Source organism: Sinorhizobium sp. GQ132, from assembly GCF_059758575.1.
In genome coordinates this window covers 107,263-131,939 of the sequence record NZ_JCAXDX010000004.1, presented here as the reverse complement: position 1 = coordinate 131,939, position 24,677 = coordinate 107,263, and the positions used below count along the sequence as shown (strand labels likewise).

Below are 24,677 nucleotides of genomic sequence, written 5' to 3'. Positions count from 1 at the left end.
GCCAAAAGCGCAACCGCCTCTCTCGTCAATGACGGCCACCGGGTATATTTCGCCTGCTTCCGTGAGACGTTGCCGGGCAGCGGGCCGGTCCTGATATGATCGCGGGGTCCGCAGCCGTCTCCCGGTTGGCGCGCTTTGCCGCAAGGGAGGCCCGTGCGCCGGGCTCCTGGTTCGGGGGCACGGCGCGGGTGGTCTCTTCATGTGCGCTCGCGGCACTGGCCGTCATCGACCTTCTGGCGCTCGTGACGTCGGCGCAGGCAGAGACCTTCGGTCCCGGATCGTACACCTACACGGTCCCGCCCGGCGTGACCCGCGTGAAGGTACGGGTGGTCGGCGGTGTCGGCGGCGCCGGTAACGAGTTTATCGATACCGGCTACAGCAGAGGCGGCGCCGCCCATATCATCGATGCGATCGTGAACGTTGTCCCCGGCGACACGATCAGCGGTACTGTTGCGCGCGGTGGCGAAGGCGGCTTTCTGCCGGGCGATTATGCAGAAGGAGGCACCGGCGTGGGCCGCGGCGGCGATGGCGGCGGAAGGACGGTCATAACCGGGGGCACCTTTGGCGGCGGCGGCGGCGGCGGCACCTCGCTCGCGCTAAATGGGACAAGCATACTGAAGGCGGCCGGCGGCGGCGGCGGCGGCGGCGGCGCTGGAGACTCGAACTTTATCTACCGCTCTCCCGAACACGGTGGAAACGCCAGCGGGTTCGTATCGAGATCCAACTGCAACACCTCAGGCAATGGCGCGTCAGCGGCTAAAGTTAACAGCGGCGGCAGCGGCGGCGGCGGCGGAGGTGGGTATGCTGGAGGCGTAGCCGGCTCGGGATATGCGTACAATGCCTCCGACAACGGAACTCCCTCGACGGGCGGAAGCTCATGCAGAAGCAATCAAAGCAGCCTGTTCGCGACGGGTCCTTCCACCTCGTCGACCGCGACCAATTCCTCTAATGGCCGCAACGGTGCCGACGGCTATGTGCAAATCCTCGAGCTGAAACCGTCCCTTTCCAAGAGTTTCGCGGCAGGTTCGGTGAAGAAAGGCGAAAACGTTGCGTTGACCCTCACGATCACCAATCCGGCAGGTGCGGCCGCGCAAAACGGGCTCTCTTTCACCGATACGCTGCCGAGCGGTCTCGTAGTGGCCGGCGTGCCGGCGGCATCCCAGTGCGGGGGCGAGGTATCGAGAAGCGCCGACGGCAGCACGATCGGCCTCAGCGGTGGCAGTCTGGCAGCGGGGCCGAGCAGCTGCACGGTGACGTTGCAGGTCACGGCGGCGGCGTCGCAGGGCTCGGCATCGTGCCCCAATCCGAGCACCACCAACGGTCCGGGCAATATTTCCGGGCTTTCGTCCAACCTGGCGAACGGCGTAACGGATCAGTGTGTCAGCATCCGGCTGACACCCTCCCTGACCAAAGCGTTCGGCGCCGCTTCGATCAAGAAAGGCGAGGCGACGACGCTGACCTTCACGCTGTCCAACCCGAGCGGTTCGGGCGCGCAGACCGGGCTCTCCTTCACCGACACGCTGCCGAATGGATTGACGCTCGCCAGTGCACCGGCTGCCTCGCAATGCGGCGGCACGGTCACCGGCAGCGCCGACGGCAAAACGGTCACCTTGAGCGGTGGCAGTCTGGGAGCGGGACCGAGCAGCTGCACGGTGACGGCGCAGGTCACGACGGCGACATCGCAGGACCCGGCCTCCTGCGCCAATCCGAGCACGACCAATGGTGCGGCCAATATCACCGCGATCTCGGCCAATCTCGCAAACACGGTGACCGACCAGTGCCTCGGTGTCACGCCCGTCACGCCGGTCGTGACGATCGCGAAGATCTCCGATGGCGGTACGGGGACCTTCACCTTCAAAGGCACGGCGGCGAACCACAACGGCTTTCCGACCGACGGCAGCTACAGCCTTGCGACGTCGGCGCCGGGGACCGCGGTGACCGGAAATCCGGTCACGCTCGCCGCGGCGGATGTGCCGACCGCGATCGAGGAGTCCCTGCCGCCCGGGTGGCGGCTGGGCTCGGCGCGCTGCGAGGATCAGAACTGGCAGCAAACCGGCAATCCCCGGGGAGAAGTGATAGGCTCGGTTGCCGACGGCAGAACGCTGGTGATCCCGGCGGCGAACGCCAGGGCCGGCGCCAAGCTCGTCTGCAGCTTCACCAACCGCTTTGTCGGCTTCACTCTCTCCGGACAGGTGATCCGCGACGACGGCACCGGCGGCGGCACCGCCCACAACGCCGCACTGGACGGCGGCGAGGCAGGCCTCGGCGGCGTTCCTGTCCGCTTCACCGATTGCGGGGCCACTACCTATGCCAGCACGGTTACGGCCGGCGACGGCACGTTCTCGCTGCCGCTTGCCGGGCCTGCCGGCGGGGCCAGCGTCTGCGTCGTGCGCGATCCGGTGACCGAGCTTGTCGGGGTCAGCGGCGGAGCCGGCAATACCGGCGGCACGGTCGCGACGCCCGGATACGATGCCGTCGCCTTCACCTACAATACGACGACCGACTATCATTCCGTCCGTTTCGGCGTCATCGAGAAGCCGAGACTTGCTGATGACGGCGCGGCGACGGTGGCGCCGGGCGGCACGGAGTTTCTGGCGCATCGCTACACGGCCACGACCGCGGCGACGGCCAGCTTCTCCATCGCCAATGCCATCGGCCGGCCCGCTCTGTCCGCCTTCACCTACACGCTCTTTCGGGATGAAGACTGCTCGGGAACGCTCGATAGCGGCGAAACCGCGGCGGCCGGAGCGGTCAGCGTCGCCGCGGGCGAGGAGGTATGCCTGATCGTGCGGGTGCAGGCGTCGGCCGGTACGGCCGGGGGCGCCGCCCTCGAATACGACGTGACCGCCGACACGGTGCTTTCGGGCACGCTGGCGTCGCTGGCACCGCTCACCGATCACGACGTGCTCACGGTTCCGGCAGCCGGCACGATCAGCCTGGTCAAGCGGGTGCGCAACATCACGTCGGGCAGCGGCTTCGCGGTCTCCTCGGCCGGCGCGCCCGGCGACATCCTCGAATACCGGATCGCCTTCACCAACCCGTCGGCAGAGGCGGTGTCCGACCTCTCGATCCACGACGAGACGCCGGCCTATACCAGGCTCTCCGGTCCCCCCGCTGCCGCAGTCGCACCATCGGGCATGAGCTGCACCCTGGCCGTTCCGGCCGCCGGAGGCGTGAGCGGCTATGCAGGCCCCCTGCGCTGGTACTGCAAGGGAACCATGAGCCCCGGCGCCACAGGCAACGTCGCATTCCAGGTCAGGATCGCGAACTAAGGGCTGTTGAGCGGTTTTGTCGGCACGCATGGCGATGCGTTTGAATTCCTTGAGTACCGACGGTGCGCCACTGCATGTGTCCCTGATCGTAGCCGATCAAAGGACAAAAACATGCAGCAGCTCAAAGTGCTTTTCGGAGGACTGCGATCTCTCCTCACCTCATCCCTGTGCTCGTCACAGGGATGAGAGCAGCGCCGCGTCTGCGGCGCGGGAAGCGTTCTTTCAGCCCAACGACTTGGCCTGGCTGGATTCCTGTGACAAGCACAGGAATGAGGGGGACGGGGACGTGCGGCGACTACGACTTTCGCTTGCGAATATGCGAGGGAATGGTCAACCCGTGCAGCAATGAAAGATGACGTCTACATCTCGCATCGAAGCGAAGCGGGACGCTGTACACGGGCCTGACCCGCGACCTTCCGCGCCGCCTCACTATCTTCACGGTTTATGAAGCGCGCCGAGCGACCGCACCCTCTCCACCTCATCCCTGTGCTCGTCACAGGGATCCAGCAGCGCCGCGTCTGCGGCGCGGGAGAGTTTCTCCAGCCCAAGGACTTGGTCTGGCTGGATTCCTGTGACAAGCACAGGAATGAGGGACGGGGACATGCGGCGACTACGACTTTCGCTTGCGAATGTGCGAGGGAATGGTCAACCCGTGCAGCAATGAAGATTACGTCTACATCTCGCATCGAAAGCAGAGCGGGACGCTGTATACGGGCGTGACCCGCGACCTTCCGCGCCGCCCCACTATCTTCACGGTATGAAGCGCGCCGAGGGACCGCACCCTCTCCACCTCATCCCTGTGCTCGTCACAGGGATGAGAGCAGCGCCGCGTCTGCGGAGCGGAAGAGCCTTTCCAACCCAAGGACTGGTCTGGCTGGATTCCTGTAACAAGCACAGGAATGAGGAATCAAACAAGCGGCGCGAGGGGCAGTCTTATTTGCGCATAAGCGGGCATTCGTGGCCTAAACGGGTGTGAAATTCACGCTGGCCGGGAGCGATCGGCGCCCCGGCCGTGCGGCAAATCGTGCGTCGTATTGCCATTCTGCAGCCGGCAGATGGACGGCGTTTCGGACGGAGGCACTGTGAGGCACTGGATCATATCATCGCTCTTGGCGGCCGGGCTTGCCTTGGCCTCGTGGAACGTGGCCGCGCAGGAACAGGCGGCGCCGTTGTCGGTCAGCCTTGCAGCGCAAAGCGTCGAGACCGGGGAGGACGGCAAGGAGACCTTCTCGTCGGCCGATGCGGCTGCTCCGGGTGCTCTCCTGCAATATACGGGACGTTACAGCAACGTGTCGAAAGAACCGCTTTCCGGCTTGATCATCAATGGGCCGATCCCGGCCAACACCTCGTTCATAGATGCGGGGCTGGCGGTTTCGCAGAAGGCGGCCTTCGAGGTGCTGATCGAGGGTGAATCCTGGCAGAGTATCCCGGCCTATAAGACGGTCGTTCTGGCAGACGGGACGAAGAGCCGCGTCGTGGCCGAGGCATCGGATTACCGCCAGATCCGCTGGCGGCTTGCGGAAGCTCTCGCGCCGGGCGCAACCCTGGTCACCGTCTACCGCGTGCAGGTCGGGCAGTAGCAAAGAAGGCTGAGCGGCATCGGGCCTGCCTGTGCCGCTGTCCCGATCATGACGGGTGGCTGAACCGGGCGACCCGCGCGTCCTTCGTGAGGTTGCGAAAATTGGTGCCGCTCATATGCACGAGCGTCCTGTGGTCGCCGCCCTCGAAATAGACGTCGTTTGCCCTGTCGAGGCTCTCGTCGAGAATGACCGGCACGCCATAGGCCTCCCCGATTGGCGGGACGGCTCCGGTCTCGCAATCGTTGAAGAGCTCGCTGACCTCTTCCTCCGAGGCGAGGCCGAGACGGCGGTTCATGACGTCCTGCAGGGTGGAGAGCTCGACCCGATGCGTGGCCGGGACGACGGCGAGCGCATAGCCCATCTCGTGGTGAACGACCACGGACTTGGCGAGCCTGTTGCCCGGCACATGGGCGGCTTCGGCGGTCTGACTGGTGGTTGCGGTACGGTGATGCGCGAGGGTGTCGTAGGTGATCCCTTCGCTGTCGATATAGTCCTGAAGTCTCCTGGCGATCGTCATCGTAGGCGCCTCTCCTATCCTGCTGCAGTCTCCCCAAGCCGTTTGGACTCAAGAAAAAAATGCAGCGCTTCAAAGTGCTACAGCAGCTTTCGGGCGTCCGGCGGGACGCGGGGCACTGTAGTGACGCGGAAGATGACATTCTCCTCTCATCATCGGAGGAGTCAACGGCCAACGGCCGGGTCTGCTACCACACGTAGGGCACGAGCCGGTAGCGCACGCGTTCCGCATAGGCAGCGTAGCCGGAGAGCCCCGTACGCAGCGCCTTTTCCTCTATGCCGACCCGGATCGCGAGCAATGCCGCCAGTCCGAGTGCCACGAGCAGCCCCCACCAGGAGCCCAGGAACAAAGAGGTTGCGGCGACGAAGAGAAGACTGCCCGTATAGAAGGGATGACGGACGTAACGATAGGGTCCCGTGGTGATCACGCTTTGCGCACGCTCCGTCTGCACCTTGACGACCGGCGATGCGAAGCTGTTTTCGCGCAATGTCCGATAGCTGAATCCGATGGAGAGGACGAGAAGCAGCGCACCCAGAGCCTGCACCCAGACCGGCATGGAAGACCATTTGAATCTCGCTGCATCGAGGGCCATGAAGGCGAAGCCGGCGACAAGGAACAGGAGGATCACCGAAAGGAGCACCTTGTCGGCGAGCGGCTGGCCTTCCTGGATTGGGGGAGCCAGCCTTTCCTTGAGCAGCGCGGGATCGTGCCGGGCAAGGAGCAGCCCGACGAAGAACGAAAGCGCAAGCATGAGGAACAGGTAGCTCCACGCCGCGGGCCAGGCGAGCGTTCCGGCGGAAAGAAAGAGGACGGCTCCGATGAACCCGAACCAGACGATCGTCTGTACGGTCAGCCTGACAAGCATGAGCAAGCTCCTGCGTAGTTTGTGCGATGAAGGGCGCTTTAGAGCGATGGACTCCTGGAGATAGTGTTCCGGCCAGCGCTCGCAACTCTCATCTCAGGCGGGTGAAGTGGTATTGAACGGGGCGCGCCCGCGACGTTCCATCGGGTGCTTGCCAGCGTTCACACACTTGTGCTTCGCGCGGAACTTAAAGCCGCATAACGGATTCCCATATTAGATCCGCTGCACCTTCGCTTGGGCCATGACCGGCTCAGGATCAAGGCATGCGGCAATGCGAAGCACTACAGCCCCTTGCACGTCGAACAGGACGTGCGGTGCTGGAGCAGCACTCGCCGTCCGCAAAGGAGGGACGCGATGTATCGCTATATGATGAAGGAACTGATGCTCATCATCGCCGGCCTGACGGTCTGTGCGGTGCTGTTCCTGCTCGTCCTGTCGCAGGGAGCGGCCGCGTCCTTTTGAGCGCGGTTCAGCTCTTCCCGAGAATCTCGATCGTCCTCGGGTCCCGGACGCCGTCGAAGTAAAGGTCGAGTGCCCGGGTGAAGGCGCCGACATCAGGCGCCGCCGCTTCGAAGAGCGTCATCGATGAGCAAAACTTCAGATCGTCCGGCCGGCCGAAGATCTCAAGAGCGTTGCGCCCCCTGACCCCATTGACCGCTTCCGTGCATTCGAGGATGCGTCGGCCGAGAAGCGGATGTTCGACATAGGCGCGCGCCTCGCCGAGGCCCGACAGCGCATAAAATCGGGCCGTCGGCGAATGGCCGAGGCCCGCGATCTGCGGAAAGATGAACCACATCCAGTGGGTCCGCTTGGCCCCGGCACGAAGCTCCGCAAGGGCAGCCGGATAGGTGCTTTCCTGCGCCGCGACGAAGCGTTCGAGATCGAATGCCTCCCTCGTCATCACCCTCTCACCGGTTCATCCATCACCAGCGCTGATGAACATGAACCTTGACGAGCCGCTCGTAAAGCGCCTCGATTGCCGCGAGCGTCGCGCCCTCGATCGGCGCAAGGGCGCTGGCGGCGGCGTTCGACTGCGCCTGCGCGGCATTGCGGGCTCCGGGGATAACGACGGAAACGGCGTCCTGCGCGAGGATCCAGCGCAAGGCGAATTGCGCCATCGGCACGTTGGCGGGCACCAGCGTACGAAGCTCGTCGACCGCCTGCAGCGCCACGTCGAAGGGCACGCCGGCAAAGGTCTCCCCGACGTCGAAGGCTTCGCCGTCACGATTGAAGTTGCGGTGGTCGTCTGGAGCAAAGACCGTATCTTTGCCGATCTTGCCCGAAAGCAAGCCGGACGCCAGCGGCACACGCACGATCACGCCGACATTCCTTTTTTTCGCCTCGGCGAAGAATAGGTCCTGCGGCCGCTGGCGAAAGATGTTGTAGATGATCTGGACCGTGGCGATTCCCGGATATTCGATAGCCTTCAGGGCCTCTTCGACCTTCTCGACCGAGACTCCGTAATGGCGGATCTTGCCCTTGGTCACCAGCCCATCGAGCGCGCCGAAGACCTCGGGCCGGTAGTAGACCTCCGGCGGTGGGCAGTGGAGCTGGACGAGATCAAGCGTTTCGACGCCGAGATTTGCGAGGCTGCGGTCGATGAAGGCCTCGATATTGCCGCCCGTATAGCCCTCCACCACGTGCGGATTGAGCCGGCGTCCCGCCTTCGTGGCGACGAATGGTTTCTCCCCGCCCCGTTCCCGCAGCACCGCGGCGATGATTTTTTCGGAACGCCCGTCGCCATAGACGTCCGCCGTGTCGATGAAGGTGACGCCGCTGTCGAGGGCGGCATTGAGCGCGCGCTTGCCATCCTCCTCGCTGACGTCGCCCCAGGAGCCGCCGATTTGCCAGGCGCCGAAACCGATCTCCGAAATCGTGGCGCCCGTTCGTCCCAAGATCCTTGTTTTCATCGAATGTATCCTCTCCATCTTGCTGCCGGAACTTCAGCTCCGGGTGGTTGGCATAACTATGACGAGAGTGGCGCAGATGAAAGCTCAGTCGCAGAGTGTCACGAGCGCCTTGCCGCGACTGAGATCGCTCACCAGGGCGAGCACGTCGTCTAATGAGTCTTGCCGTATCCCGACCGACAGCACCGCACCGGTGCCGGTAAAACTCTCGGAGGCGATCGACACGCCGCGCGCTGCCAGCCGCGCCTTGATGAGCGCGAGATCGGCGAAGTCGCAGGCGATCTCGGCGCGCTGGCGCTCGATGAGCTCCATCTTCCCCGCCGCCCGCAGGCAGAGCGCCGCCGTACCGCCATAGGCACGGACCAGTCCACCGCTGCCGAGCAGAATGCCGCCGAACCAGCGCGTCACGACGACGGCGACGCGATCCAGCGACTGACCGTCGATCGCCGCAAGGATCGGCTTGCCCGCCGTCCCGCTCGGCTCGCCGTCGTCGCTGAAGCGATAGCTCTGGCCGACCCGCCAGGCCCAGCAATTGTGATTGGCCGCAGTGTCCGAGTGGGCGGCAATGAAGGTCTTGGCCGATGGTTCGTCCACGATCGGCCCGGCAATCGCGAGAAAGCGGCTCTTCTTGATTTCCTGTGTCGAGGTCTCGATGCGCTGGAGCGTGAACATCCGCTTTGTCCCGATTCTTCCAGCGGTCATAGCGGACGGATGGCGCACCGTCATCGTCAAGGTCACCCCTCCCCAACCCCTCTCCACAAGGGGGAGGGATGGGGAGGGGCAAATCGGAGCGCTCAGCCGATCGCCATCAGGCTGGCATTGCCGCCGGCTGCCGCTGTGTTGATCGAGGCGGAAACCTCTTCCACGAGCCAGTTCAGGCAATAGGCGTCCGGGTTGCGGGCGATCTCCTCGCTCGATGCGGCCTGGACGAGCAGGAGCGGGCCGGGCAGGGCGGCGATGGCCTTGTTGACGGCGCGGACGCGCTCGGCGTCACCTTCGACCAGCGCGCCGGCGAAGGGCCCGTCGGCGGCCCAGTCCTTTGACCAGGAGACGCGCAGGCCAACCGTTTGCGGCACGTTCTTCAGCGAAGCCTGCAGACCGGAGGCGGCATCGATCGCGACGCTGTTGCCGGTCGCGAGCGCTGCGGCGAGCTGGTGGTATAGCCCGCTCTCCGTCGCCGGGACGAGGAGGATGCGGCCGCGCGCATGGAGGGTATAGAGATTGCGTTCGCCGACCGGGCCGGGCAGTTCCAGATCCAGGCCAAGGGCCGAGCTGCTGCCGGCGTTGCGGGCCGCTTCGGCCTCCGCGCGCGCACCTTTGCCGTCGAGCCACTTGGCGAAGTCGAGAAGGACCGGATCCGTGTGCACCGAGCTGTGCTGCGGCGGAACCGGTGCGGTCGTAACCAGGCGGCCGAGATAAAGCGGACCGCCGGCCTTGGGACCGGTACCGGAAAGACCGCGCCCGCCGAAGGGCTGAACGCCCACCACCGCGCCGATGATGTTGCGGTTGATGTAGAGGTTGCCGGCCTTGATGCGGCTCGTCACATGCGCGATCGTCTCGTCGAGGCGCGTGTGGAGCCCGAAGGTGAGGCCATAGCCGGTGGCGTTGATGTCGTCCACCAGCCGGTCGAGATCGTCGCGCCGGTAGCGGATGACGTGCAACACCGGCCCGAAAACCTCGCGTTGAAGATCGGAAAGCTTCTCGAGTTCGATGATCGTCGGCGGCACGAAGGTGCCCACTCCGGTCTCCGAGGCAAGCCCGATCTGCTCGACCTTGCGGCCGAGCCCGCGCATCCGCTCTATGTGCTTCTCGATGTTGTCCTTCGCCTCTGACGTGATGACCGGCCCGACATCCACGGATAGCCGATCGGTGCGGCCGATATCCAATTCGTGCAACGCGCCCTTCAGCATCGTCAGGATGCGGTCGGCCACATCCTCCTGCAGGCACAGCACACGCAGGGCCGAGCAGCGCTGGCCGGCACTGTCGAAGGCGGATGTGATCACGTCGCCGACCACCTGCTCGGCAAGCGCCGAGGAGTCGACGATCATCGCATTCTGGCCTCCGGTTTCGGCGATCAGCGGGATCGGCCGGCCGGCAGGCGAAAGGCGGTCGGCAAGCTGTGCCTGGATCAGCCGCGCGACTTCCGTCGACCCGGTGAACATCACACCCGCGGTCTCGGCTGCGGCGACCAGCGCCGCACCCACGCGTCCGTCGCCCGGAAGAAGCTGCAGCGCGCTTGCCGGGATGCCGGCCTCATGCAGGATGCGCACACCCTCGGCGGCGATCAGCGGCGTCTCTTCCGCGGGTTTGGCGAGCACCGGATTGCCGGCCACGAGTGCGGCGGCGATCTGCCCGGTGAAGATCGCCAGCGGGAAGTTCCACGGGCTGATGCAGACAATCGGCCCGAGCGGCCCGTGACCGGGGCCGAGCGTGCGGCGCGTCTGTTCGGCATAGTAGCGCAGGAAATCGATCGCCTCGCGCACCTCGGCAATGGCGTTCAGTGCCGATTTGCCCGCCTCGCGGATGATCAGTCCGAGAAGCGTTGGCATGCGGGCCTGCATCAGCTCGGCGGCGCGGTCGAGGCAGGCGGCCCGTTCGGACGGCGGCACGGCCGCCCAATCCGGCGCCGCTTCGGCGGCAAGGCGCACGGCGCGCCGTGCGTCCTCTTCCGAGGTCTCGGTCACCGAGCCTACGACGTCGCGATGATCTCCGGGATTCAGAACCGCGCGCGTCTCGCCGGCAGCGGGACCGGTTGCGAGCCGCGGCACGGCGCTCCACTTCATGGCCGCGCTTTCCTTCAGCGCTTCCGTAAGCGACGCAAGCGTTTCCTCGTTGGAAAGGTCGAGGCCTGCGGAATTGGTCCGCGCATCGCCGAAGAGCTCGGCCGGCAAGGCGATCCTGTCGTGCTTGGCGCCGACGACCGGCATGGCGCGGACGACTTCGACGGGATCGGCGATCAGTTCGTCGATCGAAACCTTCGGGTCGTTGATGCGATGCACGAAGGAGGAATTGGCGCCGTTTTCGAGCAGGCGCCGGACCAGATAGGCAAGCAGCGTCTCATGGGTGCCGACAGGCGCATAGATTCGGCAGGGACGATCGAGCTTGCCGCGGCCGACGACCTCTTCGTAAAGGGGCTCGCCCATGCCGTGCAGGCACTGGAATTCGTATTTGCCCACCTGAAAGTCCCTGCCTGCCATGTGATAGATGGCGGCGAGCGTCTGGGCATTGTGTGTCGCGAATTGCGGGAAGACCACATCGGTCGCGGCAAGCAGCTTGGCTGCGCAGGCGATATAGGAGACGTCGGTGTGGATCTTGCGCGTGAAGACCGGGAAATCCGCGAGCCCGTCGAGCTGCGCCCGCTTGATCTCGGCATCCCAATAGGCGCCCTTCACGAGCCGCACCATGATGCGCCGCCCGGAGCGCCGGGCGAGATCGATGATGAAGTCCAGAACGAAGGGGCAGCGCTTGCCGTAGGCCTGCACGACGAAGCCCATGCCGTTCCAGCCGGAGAGCTCGCCGTCGAGGCAGAGCTCCTCGAGGAGGTCGAGCGACAGTTCCAGCCGGTCGGCTTCCTCGGCGTCGATATTGAGGCCGATATCGTAATTCTTGGCGAGGAGAGCGAGCGCCTTGACCTTCGGCAGCAGTTCGCCCATTACGCGCGCGGCCTGCGCGCGGCTATAACGGGGATGCAGCGCCGAGAGCTTGATCGAGATGCCGGGGCCTTCATAGATGCCGCGGCCGGCGGAGGCTTTGCCGATCGCGTGAATGGCGCTCTCGTAATCCCTGTAATACCGTTCCGCGTCGGCGGCCGTGGTCGCGGCCTCGCCGAGCATGTCGTAGGAGTAGCGGAAGCCCTTTTCCTCGAGTTCCTTCGAACGCTTCAGCGCTTCCTGGATCGTCTCGCCGGTAACGAACTGTTCGCCCATCATCCGCATGGCCATGTCGACGCCGCGCCGGATCACCGGCTCGCCGCAACGCGAAATGAGACGCGTCAGCGCCGCCGACAAGCTGCGGTCGTTGACCGTCGAGGTCAGCTTGCCGGTGACGACGAGACCCCAGGTCGCGGCATTGACGAAGAGCGAACGGCTGCCGCCGAGATGCGATTTCCAGTTGCCGTCGGCGATCTTGTCGCGGATCAGCGCGTCACGCGTCGCCGTATCGGGAATGCGCAGCAGCGCTTCCGCAAGGCACATGAGTGCCACGCCTTCCTGGCTGGAAAGCGAATATTCCTGCACCAGGCCTTCGACGCCGGAGCCGCTGTGCTTGCCGCGCAGCGCCTCGATCAGCTTGCGGGCCGTTCGTGCGGCCGCGTCCCGTGTTTCCTTCGATTGCGTGGCCGCCTCGACGAGCGGCGGCAGGCATTCCGTTTCCGGGCGGCGGTACGCGGCCGTGATCGCCTGACGCAGTGTGCTTTGCGGCCGGACCGGCGGTGCGAAGTCGGCGAACGGCGCCGGGGCGACCTCGGCCGGGGTTTTTTGAAGCGGGCTCGGGCTCATTGAACGCTGTCCTCCACGGAACGGTAGCGGGCGCTATCGACGCCCTGATGTCGTGGCAGAAAATACGCGTGACATCGCCGAACATCCATCCGGCAAATTAGCACTATGACCGAATGTTTCTCCACGGCAGGCCAGACAAAAGGAGAACTATACGGAGCGCAGGCGAATGTTCCGGACGAAAATCAGCATGCAGTCCCGAAAAGTTGCTCCCGCGCCATCAGGCACTCGTCGTCCCCCGGCATGCAGGTGCGGCAGACGATGGGGCGTATATCGTAGACCTTGCACGCGACGGAACGGCCGAGCTTGCCCTCGAGCGCCGTGCAGCGGCCGCTCTCGCAACGCATGCCGCCGAGATCCGCAGCCACATAGTCTGCCGGTATGCGCTCGAGCTCTTCCTCCGTCTCGAGCGAAAAACGCGGCCAGTCGGCCGAATAGGCGCAGCAGGCGCCGCAGCTCTGGCAGTCGAAATTCTGATTGGCGGGAACGGACTGGCTCATGGCATCAGCCTATCACGAAGCGGGTGGCGCCGGAATGCCTGCCGCTCGCGCCGGAAGGTCACGCCCCCACCGCGTCGCGCCTTGCTATCTCGTAGTCTTCCGTATGCACGAGCACGCCGTCGCCGGTCACCAGCGCTATGCCGTAGGCCGCCGGCTCGTCCACCGAAAGAGATGCGTCCGCCGTGTCGAAGGGCATCGGCTGCTGGTGCACGGGGCTTTTGAAGATCGAGAAGGGAATGCCGCGACTGGAGCCGCTGATGGTGCGGTGAACATGACCGGCGAAGATATGACGAACATTGCCGTGCCGCTTCACCAGGGCGTAGAAATCGTCTTCGTTGATGAGGCGGATCATGTCCATACCGGCAAAGCCGCTGACATGCGGCGGGTGGTGCATGAAGATGAGCGTCGGCCGGCCGCCGGCCTCTTCGAGTTGCCGGCCGAGCCACGCAAGCCGCCTGTCGCATAGGTGACCGGCGTGACTCACCGGATAGTCGTAGGGCGGTGCAAACAGCGTATCGAGCAGGATCGCGCGGCAATCGGGGAAATCGAGCACCTGCTGGACGAAGCCGTTCACGTCTGTCGCCGTCTCGGTGAAGACGTCGAGAAACACCTCGCGCCGGTCGTGATTGCCGATCATGAGCGCCGCCGGTGGGGTGAGTTCGGCTATAAGAGTCTTCAGCCGCTCGTAGGAAGCGCGGTCCGCCCGATGCGTCAGATCGCCGGCGAAGATCACCCGGTCGGCATCCGCATGATAGCGGTTGACGTGGGCGATGCCGTTTGCGAGCCGCCGGTACGGGTCCAGTCCGATGATCGTCTCGCCTTCGGGCACCATGTGGAGGTCGGAGAAAATGATGAGCTTCGTCATGTGCGTCCCGCGTTGATGTCTCACGGGTCACGCTCCTGCGCCTGCTCGCAGGCGTCAAGCGGTATTTTCGGGCGGGTCGGACCTATGCGGGAGACCGGACCGCCGCCCTCATCACTGCAACCGGTCCACGGTTGCCTGCGCGAAGCGCCGGGCGGTCAGCAAATCGCCGGAGGACTTACCGGTCATGCCGCGCTCGGCGAGGAGATGGGCATAGCTTGCCATTGCCAGAACGTGGCCGTTCGCGGCGGCTTCGGCGAGAATTCGTGCCGACTGCAGCTTCTGTCCAGCCTTGTCGAGAACGCGTGCGAGCTGGAACTGCGTCCGGGCGCCGCCGTTCTGATTATAGGCCTCGCGGCAGGCGGAAAGCGCCACTCCGATGCGGATGTCCTGCGTCGCAACGGCCGGGAAAGCCCTGTTGCGTTCGAGATCGAATTCGCTGCCGGCCTCGCGGTCGCATTGCTCGGCGGCTGTGAGATCGCTTGCACGCGCCGCGGAAGGCATGATCGCGAAGAGGGGCAGGAGCACGGCCGCCGCAAGCAGATGATGCAGGCCGGTGCGAAGGCTCGATTCAACGTATTTCGTCATGGTGCGCTCCCTCTTGCCCGCACATTCTAGGGTCGCTCCGGCCCGGTATCTGTTCCGCGGGAAACAGCGGCGAAGGCGATGAAACGGTGAGTTCAGGCAGACCCCAAGATGCGCCTTGCATCGGGGACGCCTCGGTCTATCCTCGTGAGGAGCCGGAGGCCGAACAGGGAGCGCTGCGAAACCCAGCGGAGAAGCCGATGCGGCAGTTCGAGGTGAGGAGACGGATCTTTCTTGGCGGGCTGTTGCTTGCCGCCGTATCGGGCGGCCGTTCGACGGCAGCAGCTCCGGTCGTGGGCAAGGCCGCAAAAATCCGCGGCAACGTCCGCCGTCGGCAGGGCGGGGACGAGGAGCGGCTGGCGATCGGCGGCGCGGTTCTCGACAAGGATTATGTCCTGACGAGCAGCAACAGCTTCGCCGATCTCGCCCTCAGCGAAACGCGTATCCTGCTCGGTCCGCAAACGGAACTGCTGATCGACAGCTACATCGCCGGCCAGGGCGGAACCCTGGAGCTGGGACTGGGCCGGATGGTCTTCGACCGGCCCGAAGGCTTGCCCAAGACGGACGTCGCGGTGCGCACCGCATTCGGCATGATCGGCGTTCGCGGAACGAAATTCTTCTGCGGCCCGAGCCGAGCGGCGTTCGCGGTCTTCGTTGAACATGGCGTGGTGTCCGTTCGGGGCGGCGGCGTTACACGGACAGTTGCGGCCGGCCAGGGCGTCGATATCAGCCGCCCGGGCGCCGCTCCCAGCGAACCGACGCGCTGGGGAGAAGTGCGGATTCGTCAGGCCTATGCGAGCGTCGGGTTGAGGTAGCGGCGATGGCCGGCATCCCGCGCTGCGGTGGCGGTCCTCATTCCGCTCGAAGGTGCTTGTTCAGCCCATCGCTCGCTACCGTAAATAGCTCCATCGATCCGAAGCCTCTGATATCGTGGCGTCCAAGGGATCTGAGCGCCGCATTCGACTGCGCAGCCGCCGCCGGGCCGATGCAGATGGCGGTGCCGAGAAACTTGTTTGCCTCCTGAAGGCGAGCGGCGAGGTTCACCGCATCGCCATGGGCGGTGTAGTCGAGCTTCCCTCCGGCGCCCACCTCTCCCAGTACCGCCGGCCCGGTTTCGATGCCGATCCGCGTCCTGCCGAAGCCGTGTTCGGCAAATTGCGGGCGTCTGCGCATCTCCTCGGTCAGGACATGGATGGCCGCGGCGCAGCCGATCGCCTTGTCTACATGGTCGGGCAGGTCCTCAGGCGCATTGAAGAGAGCATGGACGGCATCCCCGACGACCTTGTCGACCATGCCGCCATGCCCGGCGACGAGCGCGTTCACCTCGGCGAAATAGACGTCGAGCAGGGCCACGAGTTCGCGGGGACCAAGCTTTTGCGAAAGTGTCGAGAAACTCTCGATATCGGTGAAGAGCGCCGTCACCGGGCGTTCCTCACCGGCCATGCGCCCGCGATCGGGCTCGTCTATGTAACGCGCCACCACGGACTGCGGCAGATATTGCGAGAATTTCCGCCGGGCGATCGCCTCTGCGCGCCGCGTGCGCGCGAACTGCAATGCGCTGGTGACGACGAGCACCGCAACCAGTGCCAATGATGTGCCGACTGCGTCGAAGAGCCAACCGGTGGAGGCATAGATCGCACCGGCAAAGGCGATGATGGCGAGCACCGTCGCAGCGCCCAGCATAAGGGATGCCATTGGGCGAAGCCTGGTTGCTGCATATGCTGCGGCGACTCCCGCTGCGAAGGCGAAGACCGCCTCGATCAATGGCAGATTGCTGCCGCGGTAGGGCACGAACCCCGTCATGATCGCATTGGCGATATCGGCGTGGATCTGAACCGACGGCTGGAGCGGCATGGAGGCGGTGGGCCGAAGGCCGCCAAGGCTCGGCATGCTGCTGCCGATCAAGACGAGCCTTCCCGCCAAACGACTTTTCTCCCAGCGACCGGCGAGGACTTCGGCCGCAGAGATCGTGCGGGCGGCGATCGCCTCCTCGGAACTTGCGGGGAAGCGCAGGTTGCCGTTCTCGTCGAGGGGGATGATCGCGTGATCAAGCCTCAGCCAGGCGGGTTCTCCGCCGAGAACGGGCGTGCTGCTGTCGGCGGCAAGCCGCCCCGCTTCGATGCCGAGTGCCGGGTAGGCATCGTTGCCAAGTATGGCGAAAGCCTGAACGCGCCGGACCCGCGCGTCTTCGTCGCCGACGAGAAAAGCCGCCGTCGCAGCCTTCGCCCGGTCCATGAAGGCCGGGCAAGAGGTCTCTGCCCCTTCGATAAACCACTGCGCGGGGACGGCCAGCTGGCGCCGGAGGGCCAGAGGCGGCACGGGGCGCGGTCGTTCGAGAACGCGGTCGGCCGCCAGGAAGCCGAGGGCCGCGGGTGCCCTGCCGATCGCCGCGGCGAGCGCGGCGTTTGCGGGCGAAGCCGGGTCGCAGGCGGAACTGAAAACGAAATCGACGGCGATCGTCTTCGGCCCGGCCGCGGCCAGGCGTGTAATCAGATCGGCGGTTGCGGCCCTGTCCCAGCTGCCGCCACGCGCTTCATAGGCCTTGCGATCGACGTCGACGACGATGATGTCGGGCGACCTCGGCGAGGGGACCCATTGGGTGAGATTATCGAAAAAGAGCTCACGCTGGGTGTCGAGGATGGTTCCGGCAGAGAGATAGAGCAGCAGCGCCGCGGCAAGGCTGGCGATGATTCCTCCGGAAAGCGGGGTTATGCGGTGATGCATCCTCGGCCTTACGCTCAACCGCTCCAAGTTTTTTAAACCGCCCGCTTTCAGGCGAGCGGCATCAATCCTCCTCAGGATCGGCGATGCTCAGCAGGCGGCCGACATTGCAGCAGATGATGCCGTCCGCTCGCTTGATCGCGCCGCTCTCCTCCAACGACAGGATCGCGCGGTTCACCTTCGGCCGGCTCGCTCCGAGAATCGAGGCGATGTCCGTCTGGCTGAGCGTCAGCCGGAGATTGGCGCTTTGCGGCATCTCGCTGCCGTGGATCTGGCGAAGCGTCGCCAGGAAGAAGCGGGCGACGCGGGCGTTGAGATCGTAGAGCGCGATGGTTTCCAGCCGGTCCGTCGTGTCGCGCAATTGCGCGCAGAGAAAGCGGATCACCGCTTCGGCGGTCCTCGGCCTTTGCGTGATGAGGGCGAGGAAATCCTTCTTGCCGATCACATAGCCTTCGGCGTTGGTGACGGCCGTCGCATCCGCCGATCGCGGCTGTCCGTCGAGCAGCGCCATTTCGCCGAACAGCGCCCCTGCCTCGTGCTGCCGCAACATGAGTTCGCGGCCTTGCGGCGTGAACAGCGAAAGCTTGATGCGCCCGGAAACCACCACGATCATGTAGTCGCCTTGGTCGCCGCGTTGGAAAATGACCGTGCCCGCGGACCATTTGCGATAGCTGGCGATGCCCGAGAGCTCGCACAGGGTTTCGCTGTCGAACTCTTCGAATATAGGGAAGGACCGCCAGAAGGCGGAACTCCGGATGACTTCAGCCATTGCGATTACCCCTGCGTTCCCCTTTACGCGTCGGGGAGTTTTGACTCTGTTGCCTCATCTTGCAACAGAAAAGCGCTCGATCGGCCGACCGAAGCCAAAGCGGTAAGGCATCAGTTGACGACGAATCGATTCCGTCTCTAGATTGTGAACGATCTGTCGCCGGGTGGGCGGCTAGAGGATTTCGAAAATCTTGTTATCTCTGCTGCCAACACGTTTTCCAACAGGAGCCTTGCGCATGTCCCAGAATGTCATCGTGCTCATCGGGCGCATTCTTCTCTCGATCATCTTCATCACCTCCGGCTTCGGCAAGCTCACCGACCCGTCGGCGACGGCCGGCATGATCACCGGTGCCGGTTGGCCTGCCGCAACGGCGCTCGCCTATCTCGCCGGTCTCTTCGAACTCGTTGCCGGTCTTGCGATCCTCGTCGGCTTTCAGACCCGCATCGCATCCTATCTGCTCGCCGCCTTCTGCGTGGTCACCGCCTTCGTCTTCCATAGCGGCGCAATCAACGTCCCGGACTTCCCGCCGGCTGCAAACGGGCTGCTGACGGTCTTCAACCAGATCATGATGATGAAGAACATCACGATCGCCGGCGCCTTCCTGGTGCTGGCAGGCTTCGGCCCGGGCGCGCTCTCGCTCGATGCCCGCACCGGAAACACGGTCGCCGCTTAACGCAGGCACCCCTGATCGAGAAGAACCCGCCGGCTCGCCGGCGGGTTCTTTGTTTAGGCGTCACGTTCTCAAGGATAGATGACGCCCTTGCGCAGGATGACGTTGCCGTAGAGCCGCGGTTCGCTGGTCTGCACCACCGCATGAGCAGCCTTCACCCGCTGATAAAAATCCGCTCCGAGCAAAGGAACGACCGGCTGTGTCGGCTCATGTTTCCGACAGCAGGAGATGATGTCCCGATGCACCGGGTCGAGCGCATCGCGGTCCTGTTTGACCGTTGCCCGAAAGATCGCCTCCGGCACGAAATCGTCGATCGGCAGGATGCTCAAGACGGCGTCGAGCACGGGGACAAGCGGGTGCCCGTCCAGCCGGATGAGCCGGCGCGCGTGCTCCAGCCCGGGATAGTTTCCGTCGACGAGTGCAATCTCGTCGCCGTGCCCCATCGCTCTCAAGGTGGAGAGAAGCTCCGGGCTCAGAATGGGGCTTATTCCTTTCAGCAACGGTCAAAGCTCCTTGAAGAGGACATTGGTGTCCAGAAGATAGCGGGAGAAGAGCGGCAGGCTTGCGCCGCCGATCGCGCGGGCGTGACTGCCGACGGTGCCTTCGACCAGGTCCGGAACCGTGACGCCCTGCAGGTCGAGCGTCTGGAGGGCCTTGCGCGTCGCGGCAAGAAGGCGCGCCCGCACCCAGGGCGGAAAGCCGCCGTCGATCACGGCCGCCGAAAAATCGACGACGGAAACCGCGGAGACGACGGCTTGTGCAAGCGCCGCCGCCGCATCCTGGATCCATATTTCGAGCGGCTCGCCGAAATCGATCCAGTCGTCGGCCGAATACCAGAGCGGCTCCGGGTCGATGCCGCGTTCGCGGAGCAGCTTTTCCAGGACGAAGACCGAGGCGATTTTCAGCAACTGCGTCGACTTGCCGTCCTTGCCGGCGACAGGCAGCGGGCCGACGGCGCCGGCGGTGCCGGTTCGGCCGGAAAAGAGGGCGGAGTTGATCACGACGCCGCCGCCGATAAAGGAGCCGATATAGAAATAGACGAAATCGGGGTAACTGGCGCCGACACCGAAGGCGAGTTCGGCGCCGCAGGCGCTGGTTCCGTCGTTCTGAAGGAACACCGGATGCCGGATGCGCGAGGCGACCGCCGCCTGCAGGTCGAAATCACGCCACCTGTCCATCTCTTCGCGCGGGGCGCCGACCTCCTCCGACCAGTTCCACAACTCGAACGGCGTAGCGATGCCGACGCCGGCGATGCGGCCGCGCTCACCGGTGTCAAGCTGTCCCTCGAGCTTGCCGATGCCCCCGACGATGAAGCTGACGATCTCCTCTGGGAGCGGATAGGTGTGGATCTGATGCAGGTGCAGCCGAATGGTGCCGAGGAAGTCCATCAGCACCAGATCGGCGCTGCGCCGGCCGATCTTCACGCCGAAGGAATAGACCGCATCGGGATTGAGCCGCATGGGGATTGAGGGCTGTCCGACGCGGCCGCGCACCGGCGCGCCGCGGACGAGCAGCCCGTCGGCTTCGAGCGACCGCATGATGACGGAGGCGGTCTGTGCCGAAAGACCGGAGCGGCGCGCGATCTCGGCCTTGGACAAGCTGCCGTGACGGCGCACCAGCGACATGACCAGCCGTTCGTTATAGGCGCGCACGCGCGTTTGATTGGCCCCGCCGCTCGGGTCGACCACATCCGGCTGCGGCGGCCCCGTATAGGGGCCATCTGTCAGTGACATGCCACCGTTTCCTCCCATTGGTACCGTACGGTTCCTCCCCGATCCGGGTACGGCCATGCAGTACCTAAAGCTGTACCGCGACCGCACCCGATCGCGGCACCCTGGCGCCGCTCGGTTCGCGTGGGCCTCTCCGCATTCGGCCCGCGATTGTCAATGCCCGATCCGCTCGATTGGACGGAAGCGACATTACGCGCAGAATGACACAACGAGATAATAATTCAATTTGATTTATTTATTGACAGGCTGGATTTTTGATGCTTGATTGACCGTCGGAAGCGCCGTCTGCAGCCGAGGAGAATGCTGCAGCGGGTCCTGAAAGCCGGCGCGCCGGCATTTTTTATCCTTGGGAGGATTTAATGAAGAAGACAGTTCTTTCTGCCGCATTCGGCGCGCTCGCCATGGGCGTTGCTTTCGCATCGCCCTCGCAGGCAGCCGACGTGTCGGCATGCCTCATCACCAAAACCGACACCAATCCTTTCTTCGTGAAGATGAAGGAGGGCGCGGCCGCCAAGGCCAAGGAACTGGGCGTCACCCTGAAGTCCTATGCCGGCAAGATCGACGGTGATTCCGAAAGCCAGGTCGCTGCGATCGAGACCTGCATTGCCGATGGCGCCAAGGGTATCCTGATTGCCGCCTCCGATACCCAGGGTATCGTGCCCCAGGTCCAGAAGGCACGGGATGCGGGCCTTCTGGTCATCGCGCTCGACACGCCGCTCGAACCCCTCAATGCCGCCGACGCCACTTTTGCGACGGACAACCTGCTCGCCGGCAAACTCATCGGCCAGTGGGCGGCCGCAACGCTCGGCGATGCCGCCAAGGAAGCCAAGGTGGCCTTCCTCGACCTGACGCCGTCGCAGCCCTCCGTCGACGTGTTGCGCGACCAGGGCTTCATGATCGGTTTCGGCATCGACCCCAAGGACCCGAACAAGATCGGCGACGAGGATGACCCGCGCATCGTCGGCCACGACATCACCAACGGCAACGAAGAGGGCGGCCGGACCGCGATGGAGAACCTCCTCCAGAAGGATCCGACCATCAACGTCGTCCACACGATCAACGAGCCGGCCGCCGCCGGCGCCTATGAGGCGCTGAAGTCCGTCGGCCGCGAGAAGGACGTGCTGATCGTTTCCGTCGACGGCGGCTGCCCGGGCGTCAAGAATGTCGCCGAGGGCGTGATCGGCGCGACGTCGCAGCAGTATCCGCTGATGATGGCGGCGCTCGGCATCGAGGCGATCAAGAAGTTCGCCGATACGGGCGAGAAGCCTACGCCGACCGAAGGCAAGGACTTCGTCGACACCGGCGTCGCGCTTGTCACCGACAAGCCGGTATCCGGCGTCGAGTCGATCGATACCAAGACCGGCATGGAGAAGTGCTGGGGCTGATCGGCCACGCGCACAGGCGTGAGGGGAAGGGCGGCCCCGGCCGCCCTTTCCGCAAGTGCCGAGGTCTTTGACAAGGCATAGAAAACCTGCGCAATTTTCAGGGCGGGGCGAGGAAAGCACGAGATGCTTCTTGCCCGCGTTCCGCTCTGGCTTCTCAGAACCGATCGCGGCGCAAGCGGGATTGTCGTCGAGCGTTCTGAGGCTCGCCGCTTCGACCGGTGGGCCGCGCATCCTGCAGCAATGCACCCCCTCTTGAGCGGGGTTCACGGGAGGAGTCCCCATGGGCGAAACAAACACGGCCGCACAGCCATCCCAGGAATTCGAAAAGGTCCTGGCCGACAGTTCGACGGACGTAGCGTCTTTCGACGCGCATGATAAGACGCTGCTTCAGAAGCTGCAGCACTTCCTGCATTCGAGCCCGGCCGCGGTGCCGCTGATCGTGCTGGTTCTGTCGCTGATCGCCTTCGGGGTCATTCTCGGCGGCAAGTTCTTTTCCGCCTTCACCATGACGCTGATCCTGCAGCAGGTGGCAATCGTCGGTATCGTCGGTGCCGCTCAGACGCTCGTGATCCTGACCGCCGGTATCGATCTTTCGGTCGGCGCCATCATGGTGCTCTCATCCGTCATCATGGGGCAGTTCACCTTCCGCTACGGCTTCCCGCCGGTGCTCTCCGTCATCTGCGGTCTTGGGGTGGGGGCGCTCTGCGGCTACATCAACGGAACGCTCGTCGCGCGGATGAAGCTGCCTCCCTTTATCGTCACGCTCGGCATGTGGCAGATCGTGCTCGCCTCCAACTTCCTCTATTCCGCCAATGAGACGATCCGGGCTCAGGATATTTCCGCGAATGCCCCGATCCTGCAGTTCTTCGGCCAGAACTTCCGCATCGGCAATGCCGTCTTCACCTACGGCGTCGTGGTGATGGTGCTCCTCGTCTGCCTTCTTTGGTATGTCCTGAACCGCACGGCCTGGGGGCGCTATGTCTATGCCGTGGGCGACGACCCCGAGGCTGCCAAGCTCGCCGGCGTCAACGTCACGCGCATGCTCATCTCCATCTATACGCTCTCCGGTCTCATCTGCGCCCTTGCCGGCTGGACCCTCATCGGCCGCATCGGCTCCGTCTCCCCGACAGCGGGGCAGTTCGCGAATATCGAATCGATCACCGCCGTGGTGATCGGCGGCATCTCGCTCTTCGGCGGCCGCGGATCCATCATGGGCATGCTCTTCGGCGCGCTGATCGTCGGCGTCTTCTCACTCGGCCTGCGCCTCATGGGCACCGACCCGCAATGGACCTATCTCCTGATCGGCTTGCTGATCATCATCGCCGTTGCAATCGACCAGTGGATCAGAAAGGTAGCAGCCTGATGGCACAGGAACCCATTCTCACCGCCCGCGGCCTCGTCAAGCGCTATGGCCGCGTGACTGCCCTCGATCGCGCCGACTTCGACCTCTATCCCGGTGAAATCCTGGCCGTTATCGGCGACAACGGCGCCGGCAAGTCCTCGATGATCAAGGCGATATCGGGCGCCGTCACGCCGGACGAGGGCGAGATCCGGCTGGAGGGCAGGCCCATCCAGTTCCGCTCGCCGATGGAGGCGAGGCAAGCCGGCATCGAAACGGTCTATCAGAACCTCGCCCTGTCGCCGGCATTGTCGATCGCCGACAACATGTTCCTCGGCCGGGAAATCCGCAAGCCGGGAATCATGGGCAAGTGGTTCCGCTCGCTCGACCGGGCCGCCATGGAAAAGCAGGCGCGGGCGAAGCTCTCCGAGCTCGGTCTGATGACCATCCAGAACATCAACCAGGCGGTCGAGACGCTCTCGGGCGGACAACGCCAGGGCGTCGCGGTGGCACGCGCCGCCGCTTTCGGTTCCAAGGTCGTCATCATGGACGAGCCGACTGCGGCGCTCGGGGTGAAGGAAAGCCGGCGCGTGCTGGAGCTGATCCTCGACGTGCGTCGCCGCGGTCTGCCGATCGTGCTGATCTCGCACAACATGCCGCATGTCTTCGAAGTCGCGGACCGGATCCACATCCATCGTCTCGGCCGCCGCCTCTGCGTCATCAATCCCAAGGATTACACCATGTCCGATGCGGTGGCCTTCATGACCGGCGCGAAGGAGCCGCCGCGCGAGGCGATTGCGGCATGAGCGTCAAATCCCTTGCGGATGAAATCCTGAAGCGGGCGGTCGTTTCCGGCCGCTTCATCGTCGCCATCGCCGGTCCGCCCGGCGCCGGCAAGTCTACGCTTTCCGAAACGCTTGCGGAGGCGATCACGCAGGCGGGCGAAAAGGCGGCGGTGTTGCCCATGGACGGGTTTCACATGGACAATGCCGTTCTCGAAGAAAAAGGGCTGCTTGCCCGCAAGGGGGCACCCGAGACCTTCGACGTCCGATCCTTTCTCGCAACGCTTGCTGCCGTGCGCGCCGATGACGGCGAGGTTCTCGTTCCGGTCTTCGACCGCTCCCGGGAACTGGCGATCGCCTCGGCGAGGATCATCGCGCCCGAGACGCGTATCGTGCTTGCCGAGGGCAACTACCTGCTGCTGGAGGAAGCGCCCTGGAACGGCCTCGACGGCGCCTTCGACTATTCGATCTTCATAGATCCGGGTCTGGAGGTGCTCGAGCGGCGGCTCCTGCAGCGCTGGTACGATCACGGCTATGACGAAGACGCGGCGCGCAGCAAGGCCTATGGCAACGACCTGCCCAATGCCCGCCGGGTCCTCGACAGCCGCAGGCCGGCGGATGTCGTGATCAGGGACTTTTAGAGTGCTCGGCATTCGTCCCGCAGTTTCCGGCCGCGGACTGCGGTGACCTTTCGAATCGCCATTGT

21 protein-coding genes are annotated in these 24,677 nt (G+C 64.6%); 8 read left to right on the top strand and 13 right to left on the bottom strand.

Features of this window, described 5'->3' with window-relative positions; all coding sequences use genetic code 11:
• The first annotated feature begins 95 nt into the window (after positions 1-95).
• Positions 96-3,272, top strand: a complete 3,177-nt coding sequence (locus tag AC6CIG_RS12310) for a DUF7933 domain-containing protein (protein WP_437411821.1) — start codon at positions 96-98, stop codon at positions 3,270-3,272.
• A gap of 1,082 nt (positions 3,273-4,354) precedes the next feature.
• Complete coding sequence (locus AC6CIG_RS12305) at positions 4,355-4,852, top strand: hypothetical protein (RefSeq protein ID WP_026168521.1); 498 nt, start codon at positions 4,355-4,357, stop codon at positions 4,850-4,852.
• 46 nt (positions 4,853-4,898) lie between these two features.
• On the opposite strand, the gene AC6CIG_RS12300 is transcribed toward AC6CIG_RS12305, so the two are convergent.
• From AC6CIG_RS12300 to AC6CIG_RS12260, 9 genes are all read right to left on the bottom strand, one after another.
• The gene (locus tag AC6CIG_RS12300) at positions 4,899-5,369 is read right to left on the bottom strand and encodes an aminoacyl-tRNA deacylase (protein WP_018094065.1); all 471 of its coding nucleotides are present in this window, start codon (positions 5,367-5,369) and stop codon (positions 4,899-4,901) included.
• Between the two features lie 184 nt (positions 5,370-5,553).
• Positions 5,554-6,231, bottom strand: coding sequence for a methyltransferase family protein (locus AC6CIG_RS12295; RefSeq protein ID WP_437407912.1), 678 nt, complete (start codon positions 6,229-6,231; stop codon positions 5,554-5,556).
• Positions 6,232-6,697: 466 nt separating this feature from the next.
• Positions 6,698-7,129: a DUF1810 domain-containing protein gene (locus AC6CIG_RS12290; protein ID WP_437411820.1), complete on the bottom strand. Its 432-nt coding sequence runs from the start codon at positions 7,127-7,129 to the stop codon at positions 6,698-6,700.
• A gap of 22 nt (positions 7,130-7,151) precedes the next feature.
• Entirely contained in the window at positions 7,152-8,138 is a 987-nt protein-coding gene (locus AC6CIG_RS12285; RefSeq protein WP_437407910.1) for an aldo/keto reductase, read from the bottom strand.
• Positions 8,139-8,222: 84 nt separating this feature from the next.
• Entirely contained in the window at positions 8,223-8,807 is a 585-nt protein-coding gene (locus tag AC6CIG_RS12280) for an IMPACT family protein (RefSeq protein ID WP_437407909.1), read from the bottom strand.
• Positions 8,808-8,929: 122 nt separating this feature from the next.
• Complete coding sequence (gene putA, locus AC6CIG_RS12275; protein WP_437411818.1) at positions 8,930-12,631, bottom strand: trifunctional transcriptional regulator/proline dehydrogenase/L-glutamate gamma-semialdehyde dehydrogenase; 3,702 nt, start codon at positions 12,629-12,631, stop codon at positions 8,930-8,932.
• A gap of 182 nt (positions 12,632-12,813) precedes the next feature.
• Positions 12,814-13,128, bottom strand: coding sequence for a YkgJ family cysteine cluster protein (locus tag AC6CIG_RS12270; RefSeq protein WP_018094071.1), 315 nt, complete (start codon positions 13,126-13,128; stop codon positions 12,814-12,816).
• A 58-nt stretch (positions 13,129-13,186) separates the two neighbouring features.
• Positions 13,187-13,993 carry a 2', 3'cyclic nucleotide phosphodiesterase SpdA gene (spdA, locus tag AC6CIG_RS12265; protein ID WP_102761797.1) on the bottom strand — a complete coding sequence of 269 codons (807 nt, stop codon included), beginning with the start codon at positions 13,991-13,993 and terminating at the stop codon, positions 13,187-13,189.
• Between the two features lie 111 nt (positions 13,994-14,104).
• Positions 14,105-14,578: a hypothetical protein gene (locus AC6CIG_RS12260; RefSeq protein WP_018094073.1), complete on the bottom strand. Its 474-nt coding sequence runs from the start codon at positions 14,576-14,578 to the stop codon at positions 14,105-14,107.
• Positions 14,579-14,775: 197 nt separating this feature from the next.
• On the opposite strand from AC6CIG_RS12260, the gene AC6CIG_RS12255 reads away from it, so the two are divergent.
• The gene (locus AC6CIG_RS12255; RefSeq protein ID WP_018094074.1) at positions 14,776-15,390 is read left to right on the top strand and encodes a FecR domain-containing protein; all 615 of its coding nucleotides are present in this window, start codon (positions 14,776-14,778) and stop codon (positions 15,388-15,390) included.
• 37 nt (positions 15,391-15,427) lie between these two features.
• On the opposite strand, the gene cyaD1 is transcribed toward AC6CIG_RS12255, so the two are convergent.
• Together cyaD1 and AC6CIG_RS12245 are read right to left on the bottom strand one after the other, a co-directional pair.
• A complete protein-coding gene (cyaD1, locus tag AC6CIG_RS12250; RefSeq protein ID WP_498322757.1) occupies positions 15,428-17,299 on the bottom strand; it encodes an adenylate cyclase CyaD1 in 1,872 nt (623 codons plus the stop codon).
• Positions 17,300-17,360: 61 nt separating this feature from the next.
• Complete coding sequence (locus AC6CIG_RS12245) at positions 17,361-18,065, bottom strand: Crp/Fnr family transcriptional regulator (RefSeq protein WP_018094076.1); 705 nt, start codon at positions 18,063-18,065, stop codon at positions 17,361-17,363.
• A gap of 235 nt (positions 18,066-18,300) precedes the next feature.
• Here AC6CIG_RS12245 and AC6CIG_RS12240 point away from each other — a divergent pair, with 235 nt between their 5' ends.
• On the top strand, positions 18,301-18,738 hold the full coding sequence (locus AC6CIG_RS12240) for a DoxX family protein (RefSeq protein WP_018094077.1): 438 nt from the start codon (positions 18,301-18,303) through the stop codon (positions 18,736-18,738).
• A gap of 68 nt (positions 18,739-18,806) precedes the next feature.
• Here AC6CIG_RS12240 and AC6CIG_RS12235 read toward each other — a convergent pair whose 3' ends face one another.
• Together AC6CIG_RS12235 and AC6CIG_RS12230 are read right to left on the bottom strand one after the other, a co-directional pair.
• Positions 18,807-19,235, bottom strand: coding sequence for an RbsD/FucU family protein (locus AC6CIG_RS12235; protein WP_437407906.1), 429 nt, complete (start codon positions 19,233-19,235; stop codon positions 18,807-18,809).
• A gap of 3 nt (positions 19,236-19,238) precedes the next feature.
• The gene (locus AC6CIG_RS12230) at positions 19,239-20,468 is read right to left on the bottom strand and encodes an ROK family transcriptional regulator (RefSeq protein ID WP_100669701.1); all 1,230 of its coding nucleotides are present in this window, start codon (positions 20,466-20,468) and stop codon (positions 19,239-19,241) included.
• Between the two features lie 356 nt (positions 20,469-20,824).
• Here AC6CIG_RS12230 and AC6CIG_RS12225 point away from each other — a divergent pair, with 356 nt between their 5' ends.
• The 4 genes from AC6CIG_RS12225 (at position 20,825) to AC6CIG_RS12210 (ending at position 24,612) form a co-directional block, all read left to right on the top strand.
• Positions 20,825-21,850, top strand: a complete 1,026-nt coding sequence (locus tag AC6CIG_RS12225; protein ID WP_018094081.1) for a sugar ABC transporter substrate-binding protein — start codon at positions 20,825-20,827, stop codon at positions 21,848-21,850.
• A gap of 280 nt (positions 21,851-22,130) precedes the next feature.
• On the top strand, positions 22,131-23,213 hold the full coding sequence (locus tag AC6CIG_RS12220) for an ABC transporter permease (RefSeq protein WP_018094082.1): 1,083 nt from the start codon (positions 22,131-22,133) through the stop codon (positions 23,211-23,213).
• The gene (locus AC6CIG_RS12215; RefSeq protein WP_018094083.1) at positions 23,213-23,995 is read left to right on the top strand and encodes an ATP-binding cassette domain-containing protein; all 783 of its coding nucleotides are present in this window, start codon (positions 23,213-23,215) and stop codon (positions 23,993-23,995) included. The genes AC6CIG_RS12220 and AC6CIG_RS12215 overlap by 1 nt, the downstream gene beginning before the upstream one ends.
• The gene (locus AC6CIG_RS12210) at positions 23,992-24,612 is read left to right on the top strand and encodes a nucleoside triphosphate hydrolase (protein WP_018094084.1); all 621 of its coding nucleotides are present in this window, start codon (positions 23,992-23,994) and stop codon (positions 24,610-24,612) included. The genes AC6CIG_RS12215 and AC6CIG_RS12210 overlap by 4 nt, the downstream gene beginning before the upstream one ends.
• Positions 24,613-24,677 lie beyond the last annotated feature (65 nt).

Bases quoted from the DNA above. Each gene is read 5' to 3' on its own strand.
- AC6CIG_RS12245 (WP_018094076.1), bottom strand. From the start codon at position 18,065: ATGGCTGAAGTCATCCGGAGTTCCGCCTTCTGGCGGTCCTTCCCTATA.
- AC6CIG_RS12310 (WP_437411821.1), top strand. From the start codon at position 96: ATGATCGCGGGGTCCGCAGCCGTCTCCCGGTTGGCGCGCTTTGCCGCA.
- AC6CIG_RS12290 (WP_437411820.1), bottom strand. From the start codon at position 7,129: ATGACGAGGGAGGCATTCGATCTCGAACGCTTCGTCGCGGCGCAGGAA.
- AC6CIG_RS12300 (WP_018094065.1), bottom strand. From the start codon at position 5,369: ATGACGATCGCCAGGAGACTTCAGGACTATATCGACAGCGAAGGGATC.
- AC6CIG_RS12285 (WP_437407910.1), bottom strand. From the start codon at position 8,138: ATGAAAACAAGGATCTTGGGACGAACGGGCGCCACGATTTCGGAGATC.
- AC6CIG_RS12210 (WP_018094084.1), top strand. From the start codon at position 23,992: ATGAGCGTCAAATCCCTTGCGGATGAAATCCTGAAGCGGGCGGTCGTT.
- AC6CIG_RS12295 (WP_437407912.1), bottom strand. From the start codon at position 6,231: ATGCTTGTCAGGCTGACCGTACAGACGATCGTCTGGTTCGGGTTCATC.
- cyaD1 (WP_498322757.1), bottom strand. From the start codon at position 17,299: ATGCATCACCGCATAACCCCGCTTTCCGGAGGAATCATCGCCAGCCTT.
- AC6CIG_RS12240 (WP_018094077.1), top strand. From the start codon at position 18,301: ATGTCCCAGAATGTCATCGTGCTCATCGGGCGCATTCTTCTCTCGATC.
- AC6CIG_RS12225 (WP_018094081.1), top strand. From the start codon at position 20,825: ATGAAGAAGACAGTTCTTTCTGCCGCATTCGGCGCGCTCGCCATGGGC.
- putA (WP_437411818.1), bottom strand. From the start codon at position 12,631: ATGAGCCCGAGCCCGCTTCAAAAAACCCCGGCCGAGGTCGCCCCGGCG.
- AC6CIG_RS12260 (WP_018094073.1), bottom strand. From the start codon at position 14,578: ATGACGAAATACGTTGAATCGAGCCTTCGCACCGGCCTGCATCATCTG.
- AC6CIG_RS12270 (WP_018094071.1), bottom strand. From the start codon at position 13,128: ATGAGCCAGTCCGTTCCCGCCAATCAGAATTTCGACTGCCAGAGCTGC.
- AC6CIG_RS12255 (WP_018094074.1), top strand. From the start codon at position 14,776: ATGCGGCAGTTCGAGGTGAGGAGACGGATCTTTCTTGGCGGGCTGTTG.
- AC6CIG_RS12280 (WP_437407909.1), bottom strand. From the start codon at position 8,807: ATGTTCACGCTCCAGCGCATCGAGACCTCGACACAGGAAATCAAGAAG.
- AC6CIG_RS12230 (WP_100669701.1), bottom strand. From the start codon at position 20,468: ATGTCACTGACAGATGGCCCCTATACGGGGCCGCCGCAGCCGGATGTG.
- AC6CIG_RS12215 (WP_018094083.1), top strand. From the start codon at position 23,213: ATGGCACAGGAACCCATTCTCACCGCCCGCGGCCTCGTCAAGCGCTAT.
- AC6CIG_RS12220 (WP_018094082.1), top strand. From the start codon at position 22,131: ATGGGCGAAACAAACACGGCCGCACAGCCATCCCAGGAATTCGAAAAG.
- spdA (WP_102761797.1), bottom strand. From the start codon at position 13,993: ATGACGAAGCTCATCATTTTCTCCGACCTCCACATGGTGCCCGAAGGC.